General features: G+C 70.4%; 18 protein-coding genes. 7 read left to right on the plus strand and 11 right to left on the minus strand.

Translation table 11 applies throughout. From position 1 onward, the window contains the following. The first annotated feature begins 39 nt into the window (after positions 1 to 39). Positions 40 to 399 carry a TfoX/Sxy family protein gene (locus tag AC07VL_RS27035; protein ID WP_494808596.1) on the plus strand — a complete coding sequence of 120 codons (360 nt, stop codon included), beginning with the start codon at positions 40 to 42 and terminating at the stop codon, positions 397 to 399. Here the strand turns inward: AC07VL_RS27035 and AC07VL_RS27040 are convergent. The 8 genes from AC07VL_RS27040 to AC07VL_RS27075 all read right to left on the minus strand — a co-directional run bounded on the left by AC07VL_RS27040 (position 392) and on the right by AC07VL_RS27075 (position 10,284). Then, on the minus strand, positions 392 to 1,393 hold the full coding sequence (locus tag AC07VL_RS27040; protein WP_494808597.1) for a 2-hydroxyacid dehydrogenase: 1,002 nt from the start codon (positions 1,391 to 1,393) through the stop codon (positions 392 to 394). The genes AC07VL_RS27035 and AC07VL_RS27040 overlap by 8 nt on opposite strands. Before the next feature lie 86 nt (positions 1,394 to 1,479). Beyond that, complete coding sequence (locus AC07VL_RS27045; RefSeq protein ID WP_494808598.1) at positions 1,480 to 2,670, minus strand: hypothetical protein; 1,191 nt, start codon at positions 2,668 to 2,670, stop codon at positions 1,480 to 1,482. A gap of 2 nt (positions 2,671 to 2,672) precedes the next feature. Beyond that, positions 2,673 to 2,810: a hypothetical protein gene (locus AC07VL_RS27050; RefSeq protein WP_494808599.1), complete on the minus strand. Its 138-nt coding sequence runs from the start codon at positions 2,808 to 2,810 to the stop codon at positions 2,673 to 2,675. A 15-nt stretch (positions 2,811 to 2,825) separates the two neighbouring features. Then, complete coding sequence (locus AC07VL_RS27055) at positions 2,826 to 4,016, minus strand: hypothetical protein (RefSeq protein ID WP_494808600.1); 1,191 nt, start codon at positions 4,014 to 4,016, stop codon at positions 2,826 to 2,828. Positions 4,017 to 4,018: 2 nt separating this feature from the next. After that, positions 4,019 to 5,599, minus strand: coding sequence for an MBOAT family O-acyltransferase (locus AC07VL_RS27060; RefSeq protein WP_494808601.1), 1,581 nt, complete (start codon positions 5,597 to 5,599; stop codon positions 4,019 to 4,021). Further along, positions 5,589 to 6,674 carry a glycosyltransferase family 4 protein gene (locus AC07VL_RS27065; RefSeq protein ID WP_494808602.1) on the minus strand — a complete coding sequence of 362 codons (1,086 nt, stop codon included), beginning with the start codon at positions 6,672 to 6,674 and terminating at the stop codon, positions 5,589 to 5,591. Before AC07VL_RS27065 ends, AC07VL_RS27060 begins: the two co-directional genes overlap by 11 nt. Before the next feature lie 37 nt (positions 6,675 to 6,711). After that, positions 6,712 to 8,181: a lipopolysaccharide biosynthesis protein gene (locus tag AC07VL_RS27070; protein ID WP_494808603.1), complete on the minus strand. Its 1,470-nt coding sequence runs from the start codon at positions 8,179 to 8,181 to the stop codon at positions 6,712 to 6,714. 18 nt (positions 8,182 to 8,199) lie between these two features. After that, positions 8,200 to 10,284: a glycosyltransferase gene (locus tag AC07VL_RS27075; RefSeq protein ID WP_494808604.1), complete on the minus strand. Its 2,085-nt coding sequence runs from the start codon at positions 10,282 to 10,284 to the stop codon at positions 8,200 to 8,202. Positions 10,285 to 10,458: 174 nt separating this feature from the next. On the opposite strand from AC07VL_RS27075, the gene AC07VL_RS27080 reads away from it, so the two are divergent. Together AC07VL_RS27080 and AC07VL_RS27085 are read left to right on the plus strand one after the other, a co-directional pair. After that, on the plus strand, positions 10,459 to 11,757 hold the full coding sequence (locus AC07VL_RS27080) for a putative O-glycosylation ligase, exosortase A system-associated (protein ID WP_494808605.1): 1,299 nt from the start codon (positions 10,459 to 10,461) through the stop codon (positions 11,755 to 11,757). Beyond that, a complete protein-coding gene (locus AC07VL_RS27085; protein ID WP_494808606.1) occupies positions 11,754 to 12,692 on the plus strand; it encodes a polysaccharide deacetylase family protein in 939 nt (312 codons plus the stop codon). Before AC07VL_RS27080 ends, AC07VL_RS27085 begins: the two co-directional genes overlap by 4 nt. Here AC07VL_RS27085 and AC07VL_RS27090 read toward each other — a convergent pair. From AC07VL_RS27090 to AC07VL_RS27100, 3 genes are read right to left on the minus strand one after another with little or no spacing between them, the layout of a single operon-like run. Beyond that, the gene (locus tag AC07VL_RS27090; protein WP_494808607.1) at positions 12,601 to 14,700 is read right to left on the minus strand and encodes an asparagine synthetase B family protein; all 2,100 of its coding nucleotides are present in this window, start codon (positions 14,698 to 14,700) and stop codon (positions 12,601 to 12,603) included. The two genes, AC07VL_RS27085 and AC07VL_RS27090, sit on opposite strands and share 92 nt — an antisense overlap. Next, positions 14,697 to 15,950, minus strand: a complete 1,254-nt coding sequence (locus AC07VL_RS27095; protein ID WP_494808608.1) for a pyridoxal-dependent decarboxylase, exosortase A system-associated — start codon at positions 15,948 to 15,950, stop codon at positions 14,697 to 14,699. Before AC07VL_RS27095 ends, AC07VL_RS27090 begins: the two co-directional genes overlap by 4 nt. Beyond that, positions 15,947 to 17,548: an acyl-CoA ligase (AMP-forming), exosortase A system-associated gene (locus AC07VL_RS27100; RefSeq protein WP_494808609.1), complete on the minus strand. Its 1,602-nt coding sequence runs from the start codon at positions 17,546 to 17,548 to the stop codon at positions 15,947 to 15,949. The genes AC07VL_RS27095 and AC07VL_RS27100 overlap by 4 nt, the downstream gene beginning before the upstream one ends. A gap of 196 nt (positions 17,549 to 17,744) precedes the next feature. On the opposite strand from AC07VL_RS27100, the gene AC07VL_RS27105 reads away from it, so the two are divergent. The 4 genes from AC07VL_RS27105 to AC07VL_RS27120 all read left to right on the plus strand — a co-directional run. Beyond that, entirely contained in the window at positions 17,745 to 18,509 is a 765-nt protein-coding gene (locus AC07VL_RS27105; protein WP_494808614.1) for a GNAT family N-acetyltransferase, read from the plus strand. Further along, positions 18,488 to 18,733, plus strand: coding sequence for an acyl carrier protein (locus tag AC07VL_RS27110; RefSeq protein ID WP_494808610.1), 246 nt, complete (start codon positions 18,488 to 18,490; stop codon positions 18,731 to 18,733). The genes AC07VL_RS27105 and AC07VL_RS27110 overlap by 22 nt, the downstream gene beginning before the upstream one ends. Beyond that, positions 18,730 to 19,590, plus strand: coding sequence for a hydrolase 2, exosortase A system-associated (locus AC07VL_RS27115; protein WP_494808611.1), 861 nt, complete (start codon positions 18,730 to 18,732; stop codon positions 19,588 to 19,590). Before AC07VL_RS27110 ends, AC07VL_RS27115 begins: the two co-directional genes overlap by 4 nt. Next, on the plus strand, positions 19,587 to 20,224 hold a 638-nt coding region (locus tag AC07VL_RS27120), incomplete at its 3' end, for a hydrolase 1, exosortase A system-associated (RefSeq protein WP_494808612.1). The genes AC07VL_RS27115 and AC07VL_RS27120, both read left to right, overlap by 4 nt.

Genomic DNA, 20,224 nt, shown 5'->3' on the forward strand with positions numbered 1-20,224 from the left:
ACTGGCGTTTCCAGGGCACGGAACGACAGGGAGACAGGCATGGCATCACAGCAAGGCACGGTGGATTTTTTGCTCGACCAGCTGGCGGGCGCGGGCGGCGTCAGCGCGAAGAAGATGTTTGGCGAGTACGGCCTGTATTGCGACGGCAAGATGTTCGCCATCGTCGCCGACGACATGCTCTTCATCAAGCCGACGGAGGCGGGCCGCGCCTGGATCACCGCGCAAGGCGCGCTGCAGGAAGCGCCGCCCTACCCGCAAGCCAAGCCGTATTTCCTCATCGACGGCGGACTGTGGGACGAGCGCGACTGGCTCAGCCAGCTGGCGCGGCGCACGGCCGACGCCTTGCCCCAGCCGAAACCGAAGCCGCCGCCCAAGCCGAAAGCCAAGAAGATCAGCTGAGCACGATGTTGCCGCACGCCCTGCCCTCGCGGAAGCATGCCAGGTTGTGGTAGGTGATGGCGGCGATTTCGCGCAGCGCTTCGATGGTGAAGAAGCCCTGGTGGCCCGTCACCAGCACGTTCGGGAAGGTCATCAGGCGCTGGAAGATGTCGTCGTCGATGATGTCAGACGAGCGGTCCTGGAAGAACAGATTGCTTTCCTGCTCGTAGACGTCGATGGCGAGCGAACCGAGCTGGCGCGACTTGAGCGCCTCGATGACGGCGCCCGTGTCGATCAGGCCGCCGCGCGAGGTGTTCACCAGCATGGCACCCTGCTTCATCTGCGGCAAGGTCGCTGCGCTGATCATGTGGCGCGTACTCTCTATCAGGGGGCAATGCAGGGAGACGATATCGGACTCGGCCAGCAGCCGCGGCAATTCGACCATCGTGCCCAGTTCGGCGAACGCGGGCGCCGGGTACGGGTCGTGGCCCAGCACGGTGCAGCCGAAGCCCTTGAAGATGCGCGCCGTGGCCAGGCCGATCTTGCCCGTGCCGACGATGCCCACCGTCTTGCCGTGCAGGGTGGCGCCCAGCAGGCCGTCCAGCGAGAAATTGCCTTCGCGCACGCGGGCGTAGGCGCGGTGCGTGTGGCGGTTCAGGGTCTGCACGAGGGCCAGCGTGTATTCGGCCACGGCTTCCGGCGAATACGCGGGCACGCGGGCGACAAAGAAGCCCAGGCGCTGCGCCGTTTCCAGGTCGATGTTGTTGTAGCCGGCGCAGCGCAGCAGGATGGCGCGCACGCCGTAGCCGTGCAAGGCTTGCAGCACGGGCGCGTCGAGCACGTCGTTGACGAAGACGCAGACGGCCTCGGTGCCTTGCGCCAGCACCACGGTTTCCTGGCTCAGCAAGGCGCTGTGGTACACCAGTTCGATGCCGGCGGCGTCGGGCTGGGACGGCAGGGCTTCATCGAAGAAGCGGCGGTCATAGGGCTGGCTGGCAAAGAAGGCGATTTTCATGGGGCGTCCTGGAACTTGCTGGATGGCAAAACAGCATCATAGCGCAAGCGCCCTGCCCTGCGGCGTACGCCTGGCCCCGTACTCGCCTATTTCGGTTCGCGGGGCAAGCTCAAGGCGTGACGCAGGTAGGCCGTTTCGGCGCCATGCTGCGCGTGGTAGCGCTCGCGCGCGGCGCGCATGGCCGCCTGGTGGGCGCCGATGCCGGCCGGCGTCAGCTCGGCGCCGAAATCGGCGGGCGGCGCCTGCGGGCCGCCGAACAGGCGCGCCAGGATGAAGCGGCCCACGTTGTCGCGGTAGTGCGACGCTTCCCAGTAATAGCGCATCGCGCCCGCCCCCGTCACCTGCGGGATCGGCTCGCTGGTGATGCTGTTGAAGCCGGAAAAATCGTACAGGCGCACGTCGCAGCCCGCGTCGCGGTGGCGCTGCGCCAGTTGCGCCAGGTCGCGCTGCCACCGCTCCATGGCGTCCCACTTGCCGCGCCAGTACAGGGCGTCGAGCGTGAGCGCGTGCGTGGGATTGATGTACAGGCGCAGGCGCGTGCCGCCCCGGCACAGCGTGCCGATGCTGGCATCGAAGGCGCGCAGCGCGGGCGCCGTCGGTCCCAGGCCATCGCCGAATTCCTGCAGGCGCGGCGTGAAGGCGCGCGCCGTTCCGGCCCAGGTACGGTGGCGGCTGGTGAGACAGGACGCGTCGCGCTGGCCATGCAGGGCCAGACTGGACAGGCACACGCCGTCATAGGTGCCGCTGAGGATGCGCCAGCTGTCGCGCGTCATGTCCAGCGCCAGGCCCCGCTTGATGTTGAGCAGGGCGCGCCGCGCGAAAAACGCGGGGCCGCCGGCCGTCAGGCCCGGCTCCACGCCGGCCGAGCCCAGTTCCAGGGAAAACGAGGGGGCGTCGATGCCCCACACCATGGTGTCCACATGGCTGACCCTGGCCGCGTGCTCGGCCAGGCGCATGGCCTCGCCGATGGAGGCGCCCGAGACGGCGCTGTTGAACACGCTCTTGCCGTCGAACAGGGCGCGCACGCCCGTCGGCAAGCCCATTTCCGTGCGCGAATTGCCGATGTAGACGACGGCGGGCCGGTAGCGCGCCACGGCATACGTCTTGCCCCACGCGCTGAGCTTTTCGTAGGTGGGACGCAGGCGCTGCAGCAGGGGGCTGTCCCACTGGTGCAGCAGGTAGGGATCGATGCGGTAATTCACGGCCGAGATCAGGGCCAGCGCGGCCAGCACGCAGGCGAGGAAGATGGCGAGGTAGCGGCGGGCGGTGGTATCCATGGTCAGGGCTGGAAGTGGAAAAATTCGGTGTGGCGGCGCATGCCGGAGCTGTTGCGAGGGACGCCGGCAAGGATGCCGGGAAGCGGCGGCGCGGCCGGGACGAGGGGTCGGACGGCGGGCGGAAAGGTATCGAACGCCATGGCGCCTCCCCCGCTTCAGCGCCGGATCAGCGGCCCGTCCAGCACCTGCTGCGCATAGTCCGTCTCGCGCGCGTGGTCCGCTCGGTAGCGCTCGCGCGCCGCGCGCATGGCCGCCTGGTGGGCGTCGACGCTGGCTGGGGTCAGCTCGACACCGAAATCGGCCGGTGGCGGCGTGCCGCCGCCGAACAGGCGCGCCAGGATCATGCGGCCCACGTTGTCCCGGTAATGCGACACTTCCCAGTAATAATGCATGTCGGGCTTGCCGCTGACGAGCGGCGTCGCTTCCGTCGTGATGCTGTTGAAGCCGGAAAAATCATGCAGGCGCACGTCGCAGCCCTGCCGGCGGTGGCGCGCGACGACCTGCACCAGTCCCCGCTGCCAGGCCTGCATGGCATCCCACTTGCCGCGCCAGTGCAGCGCGTACAAGGTCAGCGCGTGCGTGGGATTGATGTACAGGCGCAGGCGCAGGCTGCCGCGGCACAGCTTGCCGATGCTGGCATCAAACGCCGTTGTCGAGGGCGGCGTCGGCCCCGCTCCGTCGCCGAATTCCTGCAGCCGCACGGGGATGGCGTCCCGCGTGCCGAGCCAGTGGCGCATGCCCGCCAGGGTGCACGTCTCGTCGCGCTGCCCGTACCTGGCCAGGTTGGAGCGGCAGACGTCGCCGGCGGTGCCCGTGAGGATGCGCAGACTGTCCTGCGTCATGTCCAGGGTCAGTCCCCGCTGCAGGTTGACGAGGGCGCGCCGGGCGAAAAAGCCGTGGCCGGGGTCCGTCAGGCTGCCTTCCACGCGCGCCGCCCCCATCTGCAGGGAAAACGTGGGCGCGTCGATGCCCCACACCATGGTCTCGACGGGGCTGACCGTGGCCGCATGCTCGGCCAGGCGGATGGCGTCGCCGACCGAGGCGCCGGACACGGCGCTGTTGAAGACGCTCTTGCCGTCGAACAAGGCGCGTACGCCCGTCGGCAGGCCCATTTCCGTGCGCGAATTGCCGATGTAGACGACGGCGGGCCGGTAGCGCGCCACGGCGTAGGTCTTGGCCCAGGCACCGAGCTTTTCATTGAGCTGGCGCGGGCGCTGCAGCAAGGGGCTGTCCCACTGGTGCAGCAGGTAGGGATCGACCTGGTAGTTGAGGAACGAGACGGCGCCCAGCACGAGGCCGATGCAGGCGAAAAAGCCGGCGAGGTAGCGGCGGGCGGCGGCGTCCATGGTCAGAACTGGAAATAGAGAAATTCGGTGACCCTGTTCATGCCGAAGACGCAGGCGACGAACAGCGCGGCCAGGCCCACGCTCCAGCGGCGCGTGGGACGCCAGCTGACGCTCCAGCGTCCGGCAGGCTGAAAGATTCTTTCAATGGCAGGCTCGTAGAGAAAGAATATTTCTTGCGTGTTCGGCGCCCTGAAGGCCAGCAGCATGGCGCCCAGCAACACGGGCAAGCCCGGTCCCACCAGTTCGATCCAGCGGATGCCGTCGAAGGCGGGATGCAGGCCCCACTGCGCCAGGCTGGCGCCGTGGCTGGCCAGGCCGCGCGGCAGGCTGATGCCGTTTGCCCCCACCAGCGCGCCCGCGATGTCCCTGGCCGTGGCCACGTCGGGCGCGCGGAAGAAGATCCAGGCGAGCATGACGGCAAGAAAGGTCAGCAAGCCCGGCCACCAGCGCAGCCAGCGGGACCCCGGCGCCGCGCCGCAGTGCCGCTGCCACGCCTGCTGCAGCACCAGGTACAGGCCGTGCAAGCCGCCCCAGATGACGAAGGTCCAGCCGGCGCCGTGCCACAGGCCGCCCAGCAGCATGGTCAGCATCAGGTTGCGGTAGCGCATGGCCTCGCCGCGGCGGCTGCCGCCCAGGGGGATGTATAGATAGTCGCGCAGGAAACGCGACAAGGTCATGTGCCAGCGGCGCCAGAAGTCCGCGATATTGGCCGCCTTGTATGGCGAATTGAAGTTCAGCGGCAATTTTACGCCGAACAGGCGCGACAGGCCGATGGCCATGTCCGAATAGCCGGAAAAGTCGAAATACAGCTGGAAGGTGTAGGCCAGCACACCGATCCACGCCTCGATCAGGGTGGGCGCGGCGCCGGCCGCGAAGACGGGGATGGCCAGCGGCGACAGGTTGTCGGCGATCAGCACCTTCTTGGCCAGGCCGATGGTGAAGATGGACAGGCCGACGGCGAAATTGGCCGCGCGCGGGCGCGCGTTGGCCGGGTCGGCGAACTGAGGCATCATGTCGCGGTGGTGCAGCACGGGGCCGGCGATCAGGTGGGGGAAATAGCTGACGAACAGCAGGTAATGGAGGAAGCGGTATTCGCGCACCTCGCCCCGGTAGCAATCGACGAGGAAGGCGATCTGCGTGAAGGTGAAGAATGAGATGCCGATCGGCAAGATGATGTCGAGGCCATGCCACGGCAGGCCGGCAGCGCCAGCACCGGCGGCACCGGCGACGGCATTGACGCTGTCGATGAAGAAATTGGCATACTTGTAGTACGCGAGCAGGCCCAGGTTCAGCGCCAGCGCCGCCACCAGCACGCGCCTGCGGGCCGCGCCCGCGCGGGCACCGATCATCCGCCCGGCGCCGTAATTGACGCAGATCGAGGCCAGCAGCAGCGGCAGGTAGCGCGCATCCCACCACGCATAGAAGAACAGGGAGGCACCGCCCAGCCAGGCGGCCGGTGCCAGGCGGCGCCAGCTGGCGGCTGCACGGGCGCCGCCCGCGGGCGCCCAGCGGTCCAGCAGGAAGTAGCCGGCCAGCACGATGGGCAGGAAGGCGAACAGGAAGGCGAAGGAATTAAACAGCATGGCGGCTCCTTGCCGGGTGCGCGGCCGTGGCGGCGTGCACCTGGCCGTAGCACTCGGCGATCTGCGCCGCCACGCGCTCCCACGTAAAGCGCTCCACGAGGGCCCGCACCCGCGCCCGTTCCGGGGCCAGCGCCAGCAGGTCGGTGATGGCCAGGCGCTGCGCGGCGCCGTCGTCCCAGCGCACCTTGCGCAGCGCAAAGGCGGAATCGGGCAAGTCCAGCGCGCTTTGCGACGTCATGACGACGGGCGTGCCGGCCGCCAGCGCTTCGAGCACGCTGAGGGGAAACACCTCGCCCTGGCTGGGCAAGGCCGCCACGGCCGCCGCATGGTAGGCGCTGGCCAGCAGCGGGTCGGCGTGGTCCAGCGCGCCCAGCCAGCGCACGTGGGGCAAGTCCAGCAGCTGCTGCAGATAAGCCTGCTGTTCGCGCGGCGCGGCGCCGATCAGCACCACGGGGACGCCGCTGCCGGCCAGCGCCTGCGCCAGCCCCAGCTGGTTTTTATACGGCGAAATGCTGCCCACCATCAGCACGAAGGGCACGGCGATGCCCGTCTCGCGCAGGAACAGGTCGCCATTGGCCGTGAAGAAATGCGGGTTGATCCCGTTCGGCAGGACACGGATGGCCTCGCCCGCCAGGCCGAAGCCGTGCACGAGGGCATCGCGCTCGGCCTCGCCCAGGGCGATGACGCGCGTGGCCAGGTGCAGGGCGCGCCGCGTCTGCGCGTAGCTCGTCTGCACCATCCACGCCGTCAGGCGTCCCGCCAGCCGGTCGGCCAGCCGGGCGCGCCAGGCGCTGCCCCGGTTCCAGCTGGGCGCCAGCAGCGGCGACAGCACCACGGGCACGCCCAGCTCGCTGGCCGTTTCCAGGATGCGGTAGGTGCCGTTGCTCGCCGAAAACACGTGCAGCACGTCGAAATCGGCCAGCCGCTCGTGGTTGGCGTCCACCAGCTGCACCGCCAGGGGCCGCGCCGGGTTGGGCGGCAGCCGGTTCAGGGCGGCCACGGTTTCCCGCACTTGCACCTGCAAGCCGCCGTCGCGCTGGAACAGCATGGGATAGGACAAGATACCGACACGCATGGTCATCCTTTCTGGCCGCCGCGCCAGTGACCGGCCGTCAGTACTGCGACTTGACGGCCAGCCAGCGGCCCAGCAGCTTGCGTTGCACTAACTGAAACTCCACGGCGATTTCGTGTTTCAACAGAAAGACCCCGGCGATCCAGCACAGCAAGGTCGCCAGCGCCGTGCCTGCCAGCGCCAGCAGCGGGATGGCATGCGGCATGTCGGCCGGCATCCACAGCAGCATGCACAGCGGCGGCGGACTGCTGATGGCGCACAGGGCCAGGCTCTTGCGCAAGGCGGGCAGCAGGCTGCGCCAGTCGAGATTGCTGAAACGGCGCAGGCAGCGATAGATCAGCCAGCTGCGCAACAGGGTGCTGACGACCACGGCCCAGGCCACGGCCACCAGGCCGAAGGGCGCCGCCAGCAGCAGCGCCGCCACCTTCAGGCCGCCGGCCCAGGCATCGAGCCCCGCCTGCACGCGCATCCGGCCCGTCGCCACGAACAGGTAGCGGGCCATGCTGAACATGCTATACACGGCCGAGGACAGGCACATGATGCGTATCAAGGGCGTACACGCGCTCCATTGCGGTCCGTACAACACTTTGACAAGGGGCAAGGCCATGCAGGCGAGAAACAGGAAAAACGGCCAGGCCAGCGCCGTCATGTAGCTGACCGTGCGCAGGTAGACGGGTCCCGCCCCGCCCTCCTCGCGGTCGCGCGCCGCGAACAGGGGAAACACCACGGGCGAGATGGCGCTCGTGATGGCCTGGTTGAAAATGCTCAGCATGCTTTGCGTCTTGCCGAACAGGGCCAGGCTCTCGATGTCGAGCATCTTGCCGATCACCAGGTCCGGCGCCACCACGCCCGCCTCGTCCACCAGAGCGCCCCCCGTCGCATAGGCGCCGAAGGAGACGATGGCCCGCACGCCCCGCCGTCCCGGCAGCCACGGCAGTTCGCGGGGACGCACGACCAGGCTCGTCAGCAGCGAAGCGGTGGAGCCGGCCAGCACGGCCGCCACCAGGCTCATGTAACTGTGGCCCAGCAGCGCCATGCTCACGCCCACCAGCAGGTTGGTGACGCTGTTGGCGGCGTTGATCGCATAGATGGCGCGAAAGCGCAGTTGCCGCCGCAAGAGGGGCAAGGTCAGCGCGCTGAACGGGATCAGCAGGAAGTTGATCGACAGCAACTGCAGCACCAGGTGCAGGCGCGGCTCGTCGTAGAAGCGGGCCAGCGGGCCGCTGGCGGCCAGCACCAGCGCCGCCAGCAGCCAGGCCACCACCACGCTGGTCGTCAGGGCGGCGCGCAGTTTCTCCGGCGTCAGCACCTTTTCCTGGATCAGGTACTGGCCCACGCCGAAATCGCGCACCACCTGGGCCATGGCCACCAGCACGGCGCCCAGCGAATACACGCCCACCTCGGCCGGCGTCAACAGGCGCGACAGGATCATCGTGGACACGATACTCAACAGCAGCACCGTGTATTTTTCGGCGAAGGAAAAGAAGAAGGAATGGCGCGTGGCATTCATGCGGGACAGCTCCTGGCGCTACACGAGACCGGCATAGAACTGCTGCAGCTGCCGCTCCAGGCGCTGCATGGAATAGTGCTGCTCCGCCTCCAGGCGGGCCTGCTGCCCCATGCGCCGGCGCCGGGCCGGGTCGCGCAGCAGCTCGGCCACGGCCCGGCAGGCGGCCTCCTCGTCGTCCAGCGGCAGCAGCAGGCCGCCGCCGCTGCCGTGCAGGATGTCGCGGGTGCCCGGCACGTCCGTACCCACGGCCGGCACGCCGCACGCCATGGCCTCGATGGTGGCGATGCCGAAACCTTCGTTCTTGCTCAGCAGCAGATGCAGGTCGAAGGCGGGCATCAGCAGGTCGATGCGCGGCTGGAATCCCGCCAGCAGCACCCGCCCCTGCAGTCCCGCCGCCCGCACCTGCTCGCGCAGCAGGTCTTCCAGCGGTCCCGTGCCCGCCAGCACCAGGTACAGGCGGGGAAACTGGGGCAGCAGGCGGGCGAACAGGGCCAGCAGGGCCTGCGGCCGCTTTTGCGCGGACAGGCGGGCCACGCAGCCGATCACCAGCGCGTCCGGCGGCAGTCCCAGCTGCTGGCGCGCCAGCTGCCGCCGCTGCGGCGAGACGGTGAAGGCCTCCGTATCGACGCCGTTCGGGATCACGGCCAGCCGCGTGGCCGGCGCCAGCATGCCGCGGTAGAGGTCGAGGAAATGCCGCATGGCCGACGGCGACACGGCATACACGCCCTTCACGCCGCGGAACGCTTCCTGCAGCAGGGGCCGCTGCCAGGCGCTCAGCGGCTCCAGGGGAAACGCGTTGTGCACGCTGACCACGGCCGGCAGGCGGCAGCGCCGCGCCAGCCACAGGATCGAGGCGCCATAGGTGGTCCAGCAGAAGGCCACGTGCACCAGGTCGGGCCGCAGCCGCAGCAGCGACCGGGCGCCCGCGAGCCGCGCGCGCAGCAGGTTCCAGCGCCGCCAGGCCCAGTGCTCGACGAACAGGGGCGGTTCATACACTTCCACGCGCAGCTGCCGCCGCCGCAGGCCCTGCGCCCAGGCGGCGAAGCCGGGAAAGCGGCGCAGCCCCAGCACGCTGTCGTAGCCGGCCTTGCCCAGCAGCTGCGCCTCCTGCGCCATGCGCAGCTCCATGCCGCCCAGTTCCCCGGAATAGCTGGTGATGAGGACGCGCGGCAGGCGCTTGCGCCGCCCGCGCCACGCTTCGTGGAAATAACCGTGCAGCCACGCCAGTTCCCAGCAGCGCAGGAACAGGGTTTCGCGGTCCCGCCGCAGCCAGGCGCGCAGGGCCGCCACGGCGTCGCGCAGGTAGCGGCCCAGCATCCAGCGCGGCACGCCCAGCCACTCCACGCTGGGCGCCGGCACCGCCAGGCGGCACTGGCCCCGGCCGAACAGGCAGGAGCGCCGCAGGACCCAGTCGCGCCGCACCTGCTGCGCGCGGATGATGTGCGCCACCCTGGCCTGGGGGCAGAACCACGACGGGTTGCCGGCCCGGCAGATATCCAGGTTCAGCTTGGTTTCACTGCCCATGGCATAGCTGCGGCCCTGGGGGCCGATGCTTTCGTCATAGCGGGCGCCCGCCTCGAAGAGACGGCGGCGGATGGCCATGTTGGCGCCCCAGACGAGGCCGGGATACACGGGACCGTCGCGCAGCCCGGGACTGGTGATGCCCCAAGTTAAACCCACGGGGGTCAGGCGCAGCAGCCACTCCGCCGGCGTTTCGCGCCAGGCCGGCACGATGGCGCCGCCGAACAGGCCATGGCCAGGGTGGGCGCGCGCGCACGCCTGCAAACGGCACAGCCAGTCCGGCGCGGGCATGGCATCGTCGTCGCCAAAGACGAACAGCTCGCTGCCGTCGCCGCCCAGGCGCAGGGCGTGCTCGACGGCGCCGTTCAGGGCGGGACTGCGGCCGCGCCGCGCCACATACACGGAACTCAGGGGCAGGCGGCCGCGGAAGGCGGCGATCACCTGCGCCGTGGCGTCGGTGCTGCCATTGTCGGCGATGACGAGGCGCCAGCCGCCCGCAGGCGGATGCAGGCCCTGGTAGGCGCGCAATACCTGGGGCAAGGTGCCGGCGCCATTGTAGGTCGCCATGAGAACGGTCAACAAGGACATGCCTCCTTGGTCTTACCATGACAAAACTGATGTAAAGATTCAACAACGGCGCCAGGCGCGTGGAGCAAGGCCCGGCCGTGTTGATCCAGTGTACTGAGCCTGCCCGCCAGCCCGTTGAGCGGCATCAAGGCCCGGTCCCGTCCGCTACCACCTGGAGCGTCCCCTTTCATGCGCGACATACTCGTTACCGTCATCATCCTGGGCTCCCTGCCCTTCATCCTGAAGGCGCCGTCCATCGGCGGCCTGATGTGGGTCTGGGTCAGCGTCATGAATCCGCACACGCAGGGCTGGGGCTTCGCCACCCACATGCCGTTCGCCTTCATCATCGCCGTCGCCACCGTGCTGGGCCTCGTCATGACGCGCGAGCCGAAAAGCCTGCCGCTCACCCCCGTCAGCGTGCTGCTGCTGCTGTTCGTCGCGTGGATGAACGTGACGGCGCCGTTCGCCCTGCTGCCCGCATCGTCGTGGGAACAATGGAACAAGGTCATGAAGATCATGCTGATGACCTTTGTCGTGATGATGGTGATACGCACGCGGCGCGACATCGTGCGCCTGGTGTGGGTACTGGTCGGCTCGATCGGCTACTACGGCGTGAAAGGCGGCATCTTTACCATCCGCAGCGGCGGCACGGAGCGGGTCTGGGGGCCGGAAGACACTTTCATCGGCGACAACAATTCGCTGGCCCTGGCCCTCATCATCACCATTCCCCTCATGTATTACCTGCAGCAGAACAGCGACCGGCGCTGGCACCGCCATGGCCTGTCGGTGGCGATGCTGCTGTCGGCGCTGGCCGCCCTGGGCTCGTATTCGCGCGGCGCGCTGCTGGCCATCGCCGCCATGGTGCTGTTCATGTGGCTCAAGAGCGACCGCAAGCTGATGCTGGGCGCGCTGCTGGCGGCCGTCACGCCGCTGCTGCTCGCCTTCATGCCCGAGCGCTGGACCGAACGCATGGACACCATCAACACCTACGAGGAAGACAGTTCCGCAATGGGCCGCCTGAATGCGTGGCGCATGGCGTGGAACCTGGCGCGCGACCGCTTCCTCGGCGGCGGCTTCGACGTGTCCGACGCCAGCATCTTTGCCCGCTACGCGCCCAATCCCATGGACGTGCACGCGGCGCACAGCATCTATTTCCAGGTGCTGGGCGAGCACGGCTTCGTCGGCCTGTTCCTCTACCTGGCGCTGGGCATGGCCACCTGGCATACGGCCAGCGTCATCATCCGCCGCACGCGGGGCCAGGCCGAGCTGCGCTGGGCGCACGGCCTGGCCACCATGAGCCAGGCCAGCCTGATCGGCTTTGCCGTGGGCGGCGCCTTCCTCAGCCTGCTGTATTTCGACATGCCCTACTACCTGATGGCGGCCCTGATCGCCACGCGCATCGTCGTCGAGCGGCAGTTGCGGCAAGCCCTGCCCCGGCATGCCCGGGCGCGCGGCAAGGGCGCCAAGGCCGTCGCGGAGCAGCCATGACGCCGGCCAGCCTGTCCATCCTCATCTACCACCGCGTGCTGGCCCGGCCCGACCCCCTGTTTCCCGGCGAAGTCGATGCGCGCCTGTTCGAGCGCCAGCTGCGCCTGCTGCGCCGCTTCCATGCGCCGCTGCCGCTGGCCGAGGCCGTGCAGCGCCTGCGCGACGGCAGCCTGCCGCCGCGCGCCGTCGCCATCACCTTCGACGACGGCTATGCAGACAATGCGCAGGTGGCCCTGCCGCTGCTGCGGCGGCACGCCCTGCACGCCACCTTCTTTATCGCCACGGGCTACCTGGACGGCGGCCAGATGTGGAACGACAGCGTCATCGAAGGCGTGCGCCATGCGCCCGGCGCGCAGCTGGACTTGCGGGCGCACGGCCTGGGCTGCCTGCCCGTCGCCAGCCTGGCGCAGCGCCGCGCCGCCATCGCCACCCTGCTGGGACAGCTCAAGTACCTGCCGTTCGCCCAGCGCCAGCGCCTGGCCCTGCACATCGGCCGGCTGGCCGGTCCCCGCCGGCACGCCTCGCCCATGCTGAGCAGCGCCCAGCTGCGGGAGCTGCAGGCGGCGGGCATGGGGCTGGGCGCGCACACGGCCAGCCACCCGATCCTGTCGACCCTGTCGGCGACGGCGGCGCGGCGCGACATCGCCAATGGCAAGCGCCAGCTGGAAGAGGTGCTGCAGGCCCCCGTGCCGCTGTTCGCCTATCCGAACGGCAAGGCCGGGCGCGACTATGGCGCCGCCCACGTGGACATCGTCAGGAGCCTGGGCTTCACGGCGGCCGTCACCACGGACCGGGGCGTGGCGCGTCCGGGCGACGGTACCGACCTGCTGCAGCTGCCACGCTTTACGCCGTGGGATCGAGGACGGCTGGCGTTTCTGTGGCGCATGCGGCAAAACCGCCTGCAAGCGCCCCCAGCGCCGCAGGATGGCAGCTGAGCCACTGTTCCAGCATCATCAGCAGCCACACCATGGTGCCGTGATAGGCCGGGTGCTCCGCCAGCAGCCGTCCCTGCAGGTCGTCGATGAAGGCGGGCCGCACGATGCCCCGTCCGCGCAGCTGCGTCAGGTTGTCGAAGGCAAAGTCGCGCAGGGCCGCGTGGCTGTGCAGCCACTGGCCGAACGGCAGGCCGAAGCCGTGCTTTTTCTTGCGCACGATGGCCGGCGGCAGGATGTCCGCCAGCGCCCGCTTGAAGAAGGGCCGCAGCCGCGTACCGTCGAGCTTGTCGCGCGGCGCCAGGCGCGCCGCGAACGCCACCATCGCGTCGTGCAGGAAGGGAAACGCGGCCTCCACGCCGGCCAGCTCGCACGCCTTGCGCACCTTCACCAGGTCGTTGTCGGCCAGGGTAAAGCGCATGTCCAGCGCCAGCAGCTCATTGATCTGGCTCAACCCCTGCCCCTGGCGCTGCCAGTACGCGCCGTTCACGCAGCCGGGCGCCATGCCGGGATCGACGGATTCGATGAAGCCCGCCTCCAGCACCGTGCGGCAGCCATGGCGCAGCAGCAGGTTGTAGCTGTCCAGGCGGGCCGGCAGCGTCAGGCTGGCCTGCTCGATGTAGCGGCGCGCCTTTTCCGCCAGGCGCCACGGCTTGCCACCCCGTTCGCGGAACAGCAGCGGCTCGATGAGGAGCTGGCGCAGCATGGCGGGCAGCCGCTCATAGCGCGACAGCAGGGCCTGGTGGGCATAGCGTTCATTGCCGCCAAACAATTCGTCGCCCCCGTCGCCGCCCAGCAGGCGGATCACACCGTCCTCGCGCGCCATCTGCGCGCAGCAGAAGGCGGGGATGGCCGAGGCATTGCCGAACGGCTGGTCGAAGACGGCCGCCATGGCGGGGATGGCGGCCAGCACGTCGGCCGGCGTCACGTAGCGTTCGTGGTGGATGCTGCCCGCATGGCTGGCGGCCAGGCGCGCATACGCCATCTCGTCGTAGCCGGGCGCGTCGAAGCCGATGGAATACGTGCGCGCGGCGCGGCCCGTCACCTGGCCCAGGATGGCGGCCAGGGTGGAACTGTCCGTGCCGCCGCTGAGAAAAGCGCCCGTGGCGGCGGCATCCGCGCCCAGGCTGTTTTCCACGCATTGCCGCAGCAGGCGCAGGAATTCCTGCCGGTTGGCGGCAAAGCTGGCCGGCGTGCGCGCATACGCGTGCTCCTGGAAGGCCAGCTGCCAGTAGCTGCCCTTGCACTGCCTGCCGCCCCGCACGTGCAGGTATTCGCCGGGCAGCAGGCGCTGCTGGCCCACGTAGGCCGTGCCCGGGCCGGGCACCATGTGGAAGAACAGGTAGTGATACAGGGCCTGCGGGTCGAGCGCGCCGCGCACGCCGGGATGGGCCAGCAAGGCGTCCGCCGACGAAGCGAAGACGAGGCCCTGCGACAGGCTCGCATAGCTGAGCGGGTGGATGCCGGCCCGGTCCACGGCCAGCAGGGCCGAGCCGGAAAAGGCATCGAGGATGGCCAGGCAGAACGGCCCGGACAGGCAGGCGCAGGCGGCCACGCCCCGGCTCAGCCACAGGGACGCGAGGCGGCGCGCCACGTCGTCGGGCGAGCCGTCCAGTTCCGGCCGGCCCCAGAGCGCCACCTGCAAGCCGTCCTGCTGGTACAGGTGGCGGCTGCCGTCGATGGCGGCCACGGCCACGCCGCCCACCTCGCCCACGCAGGCGGACAGGGGCGCGCCATCATGGCGCGACAGCGGCGCCGCCATGCGCGCCAGCAGCGCCTCGGGGCCGCCGGCGGGCCGGGCGCCGGCGCCGTCCTGGCCGGAAACGCTGCCCGGCGCCGGAGCGGCGATGTTGCCGGGGATGCCGGATATGGTCGCGGGAATGAGGCCAGGCACGCCCGGCGCGGCAGGCACTTCCGCGCCGCACGCCAGGGGCGCGACGGCGGCGCCGTCCGGCGCAAGGCCGCCGGCCGTGCCCGTGCCGGCCAGCAGCCAGCCGCACAGGCCGCTCATACGAGCACCTCGGCCGGCAGCGGATGGCCGAGAAACGCCGTCGGGCTGGCCGTCAAGCCATAGGCGCCCGACTGGAACACCACCACCAGGTCGCCTTCCCCGGCCCGCGCCAGCTCCATCTGGTCGGCCAGCAGGTCGAGCGGCGTGCACAGGGGCCCCACGACGGAAGCCACTTCCCGCTCGCCCCCGTGCAGGCGGTTGCCGATGGCGACAGGATAATTCTTGCGGATCAGCTGGCCGAAATTGCCCGAGGCCGCCAAATGGTGGTGCAGCCCGCCGTCCGTGACGAGGAATACCTGGCCATGCGACAGCTTGCGTTCAAGCACCTTGCACACATAAATCCCCGCCTCGGCCACGAGGTAGCGGCCCAGTTCCAGGTTCAGGCGCACGCCGGGGGCGGCGCTGTCGAGCAGATCAAGCTGCGCCTGCAAGCCCTCGGCCACGGGCGCCAGGTCGAGCGGCCGGTCGCCGGGGAAGTACGGCACGCCGAAGCCGCCGCCGATATTGAGCGTGCGCAAGGGACCGGGCGCGCTGCCAGCCAGCTGCAAGGCCAGCCGCACGCTGTGGGCCTGGGCTTCCGCCAGGGCCGTGGCGCACAGGTTTTGCGCGCCCGCAAACAGGTGGAAGCCGTGAAAGTCGAGGCCCAGTTCGCCGATGCGGGCCAGCAGGGCCGGCACCTGCGCCGCATCGACGCCGAACGGCTGTGCGCCGCCGCCCATGCGCATGCCTGCCCGGCGCAGGGCAAAGTCGGGATTCACGCGCACGGCCACGCGGGCCGCCACGCCCAGCCGTTCGCTGGCCAGCGCCGTCTTTTCCAGCTGGGCCAGCGATTCCACATTGACCAGCACGCCCGCCGCCACGGCCCGCGCCAGCTCCCCCTCGCGCTTGCCCGGCCCCGCAAAACTGATGCATTGCGCCGGCAGGGGCGTGTCGAGCGCCGTCGCCAGTTCGCCGCCCGAGGCCACGTCGATGCCATCGGCCAGGCCCGCCAGCAGCTGCACCACGGCCGGCATGGGATTGGCCTTCATGGCGTAATGCAGGTGCACGCCGGCCGGCAAGGCGGCACGCAGCTGCGCCACGCGGCGCACGATGTGGCTGCGTTCATACGCGTAGAACGGCGTGCTGCCCACGCGCTGGGCCAGGCGGGACAGCGGCAGGCCGCCCAGCTGCAGCATGTCGCCCGCCACGGCAAACTCGTGCATGGCCGCATGCATGGGCATGGCCGTGTCTTGCAGACCGGGGCCGTTCATGCCGCGCCTCCTGGTTGGACCGCATGGGCTTGCGCCAGTTCCCGCGCCAGCAGCGCGCGGTCGATCTTGCCGTTCGGATTGCGCGGCAAGGATTCGGCGCGGATATCGATCCACAGGGGCACCATGTAGGCGGGCAGGCGCGCGCGGCAGGCGGCCAGCACGGCATCGCGCAGCAATTCCACGCCCGGCGCGGGCGTGACGAGCAAGGCGATGGCCTGGCCCAGCACGGCGTGGGGCATGCCCAGCGCGGCCGCTTCGCCCACCAGGCCGCTCGCATACGCCACTTCCTCCACCTCGGCCGGGCTGACCCGGTAGCCCGACGTCTTGATCATGTCGTCGCTGCGGCCGACGAAATACAGGTAGCCTTCCCCGTCGCGGCGCACCGTGTCGCCGGACCAGACGGCCAGTTCCGGCAGCACCAGCCCGCCCGCCTGGGGCGGCAGGGGCTTGAAGCGCTCGGCCGTGCGCGCCGCATCGTTCCAGTAGCCCAGCGCCACCAGCGCGCCCCGGTGCACCAGTTCGCCCGGCTCGTCGGCGTCGCAGACGCTGCCGTCGGGGCGCAGCACCAGCACTTCCGCGTTGGGGATCGCTTGCCCGATGGAATCGGGACGCCGCTCCAGCTGCTCCGGCGGCAGGTAGGTGGAGCGGAACGCTTCCGTCAGTCCGTACATGAGAAAGACCTGCGCGCGCGGCAGGGCCAGGCGCAGCTTGTCCAGCGTGCTGCGCTGCATCACGCCGCCCGAATTGGTGATGTAGCGCAAGGGCGTGGACAAGGGCCAGCTCAGCTGCGACAGCTGCACCCACAGGGGCGGCACGGCGGCCAGGCCCGTGATGGCTTCCTGCTCCACGGCCTCGACGATATCGCGCAGCAGCAGATAATTCATCAGCACGGCGCAGGCGCCGCTGGCGAAGGCCGTCGTCAGCTGGCTCAGGCCGTAGTCAAAACTGAGCGGCAGCACGCACAGGATGCGGTCCTGCGGCGTGTTGCCCAGGTAGCCGGACACGCTGAGCGCGCCCGCCAGCATGTTCCGGTGCGACAGGATGACGCCTTTCGGGCTGCCCGTGCTGCCCGAGGTGTACAGGATGGCGGCCATGTCCGTGTCGATCACCCGGTGCGGCGCGGGCGGGCGCAGGGCGGCGCCGGCCAGCGCGGCGTTCCACGACAACAGCCGCGCGGCGCCCAGGCGGCCCTCCGGCGCCGGTTCGCCCGTCAGCAGCACCGTCTGCAGGTCCGGGCAGGCGGCCAGCGCCGGACCGAGCTGCGCCAGCCGCTCGCGCGACGTGACGAGGATGGCGACGTTGCAGTCGGCCAGGATATAGGCCACCTGCTCCGGCTTGAGCAGGGGATTGACGGGCACGAAGACGCCGCCGGCCGCCGCCGCGCCGAACATGGCGCTGACGTTTTCCGGACGCTTTTCCAGGTAGACGGCCACGCGCGCGCCGCGCCGCAAGCCGAGGGCCAGCAGGGCCCAGGCGCAGTCGCGCACGGACTGCGCCAGCGCGCCATACGCCAGCGCCTCGCCCTGCCAGGACAGGGCCGGCGCCTCGGGCGTGCGGCGTGCCGCGTCGAAGATCAGTTCGTGTATCAGTGTTGCCATCGTGTCGCCCCCGCGTTGTCATGATTGCCATGCATCCCCCATGATTCAGACAAACGGACACAGCTGTCTTGATTTTTATCAAGCAAGCGGTGCGGCAAGACAGTTGCAGCAACACTTGAGGCGGCGCAAGACCGGCGCCGGCCGCTGCGTTCTAATGGACAGCGTTGGCTGCATAGCCGCCCCATCCGTGACCGCCATGGCCCTGTCCGCGCATTTTCCCCTGCTGCAGCGCATCGCCGCCAGCCTCCGCCAGCTGGGCTGGCGCGACAGCGCGTGGCTGGCCATGGCGCGCCTGCTGGCGCGCGTGCCGGGCCAGCGCTGTGCCCTGTACCGCTACCAGTTCGTGGCGCAGGCCGTGGCGCCCGGCTCGCTGTGCCGTGGGCGCGGGCGCAACATCACCGTCACGCCGTGCCTGGCGGAGGCGGACCTGCCGCCCGGCCCCATGCGCCGCCCCGGCGTGCTGCGCGCGCGCTACGGCCAGGGCGCGCAATGCCTGGTGGCGCGCCACGCGCAGGCGCCCGCGCAGATGGCCGGCTGGCTGTGGCTGCTGCGCCACGGTTGCCAGGAGGACGAGGTGCGCGCCCGCTATGCGCTGGCGTCAGAGCAGTCGTCGTGGGACCTGGACGTCTGGGTGGCCCCGGGGCAGCGCGGCGGCCTCGTCTTCGCCCGCCTGTGGGAGGAAGCCAATGCTGTGCTGCACGCGCAGGGCGTGCGCTGGTCGTGCAGCCGCATCTCGCGCTTCAACCCGGCCTCGCTGGCGGCCCATGCGCGCCTGGGCACCCACGGGCTGGGCACGGCCACCTTTCTCCGCTGCGGGCGCTGGCAATGGATGGCCGCCAGCCTGCCGCCCTATCTGCACCTGTCGCGCCATCCCGGCGACGCGCCCTGCCTGGCCTTCGACACGTCTTCCCTGCCGCACTACCCTTCCCTGGAGCTGACATGCCGCATCTTGAAGCAGTAAAGCACATCCTCGACACCACGCTGGGCCTGAACGGGCGGGCGCTGGAAGCCCACACGCCGCTGCTGGGCAGCGTGCCGGAGCTCGATTCGATGGCCGTGATCGGCGTGATCGCCGCGCTGGAAGAGCACTTCGGCATCATCGTTGCCGACGAGGACATCCACGCCCGCCATTTCAGCACGGTGGGCACCCTGCACGACTTCGTCTTTGCAAAGCTGCGGCCATGAACCGCGCCGCCACCGACACGTTGCCCCTGCTGCCCTTCTTCCTGCCGGCCAGCGGCGGCCAGCGCTACTGCCTGCTGCACCTGCCGCCGCCGGGCCGCAACGCGCGCGGCGGCATCGTCTACCTGCACCCGCTGGCCGAAGAACTGAACAAGAGCCGCCACGTGGCCGCCGCGCAGGCGCGCGCCTTTGCCGCCGCCGGCTACAGCGTGCTGCAGATCGACCTGTATGGCTGCGGCGACAGCAGCGGCGACTTCGGCGACGCCCGCTGGCCCATCTGGCACAACGACCTGCACCTGGCCTGCGCCTGGCTGGCGCAGCGCGTCGACGGCCCGCTGACCCTGTGGGGCTTGCGCCTGGGCGCCCTGCTGGCCCTCGATTTCGCCAGCCGCGCCCAGCTGCCGCTGGCGCGCCTGCTGCTGTGGCAGCCCGAGCTGGACGGGCGGCGCTGCATCGACCGCTTCCTGCGCCTGCGCCTGGCGGCGCGCCTGCTCGATGGTGGCGCGCCGGACGCGCCCGGCCAGGCGCGCGCCGAACTGGCCAACGGCCGGCCCGTCGAAGTGGCGGGCTACCTGCTGGCCAGCGCCCTGGCGCACGCCATCGACGACGTCCATGCCGGCGCGCTGCTGCCCGCCGTGCCCGTGTACTGGCTCGATTACCGCGCGCCGCAGCAGGCCTGCGCCGCGCCGCCGCGCCAGCTGGCGCAGCAGTGGCGCAGCCAGGGCGCCGCCGTGCACATGGCCACCTTCGGCGACGGCCCCTTCTGGCACAGCGGCGAGTTGCTGGCCTGCCCGCAGCTGCTCGACGCCACGCGCCAGCTGTGCCGCGACTGGCTGGACGACGACGGGAGCGCGCCATGAAGCGCGACGGCGGGCAGGCGCAGGCCGTGCGCCAGCTGGCGCTGCGCTTTCGCAGCGCGGCCGGGGATGGCGACGCCGACGCGCAGGCGCGCATGGTGGGCATCCTCAGCCTGCCCGAGGCGCCCGGTCCGCGCGGCGTCCTCGTCGTCACGGGCGGGCCGCAGTACCGCGTGGGCAGCCACCGCCAGTTCACCCTGCTGGCCGCCGCCCTGGCCGCGCGCGGCCTGCCCGTGCTGCGCTTCGACCTGCGCGGCATGGGCGACAGCGAGGGCAGCGCGCGCGATTACCGCGCCGCCGGTCCCGACATCGCCGGCGCGCTGGCGCAATTCTTCGCCACCGTGCCGTCCCTGCGCGAAGTGGTGCTGTGGGGCTTGTGCGACGGTGCCACGGCCGCCGCCTGCCATGCGCCGCGCGATGCGCGCATCCAGGCCCTGGTCCTGCTCAACCCCTGGGTGCGCAGCGAGGCGGGCCTGGCGCGCGCCACCCTGCGCCACTATTATTTGCCGCGCCTGCTGCAGCCGGCCTTCTGGCGCAAGCTGGCGCGCGGCGGCGTGCGCCTGGGCGCCAGCCTCGCCTCGCTGCGCCAGGTGGCGGCGGCCAGCCAGGGCGCGGCGGCGCAGGAGCCCGACGCGCC

This window comes from Janthinobacterium sp. GW821-FHT03C08, from assembly GCF_059420905.1.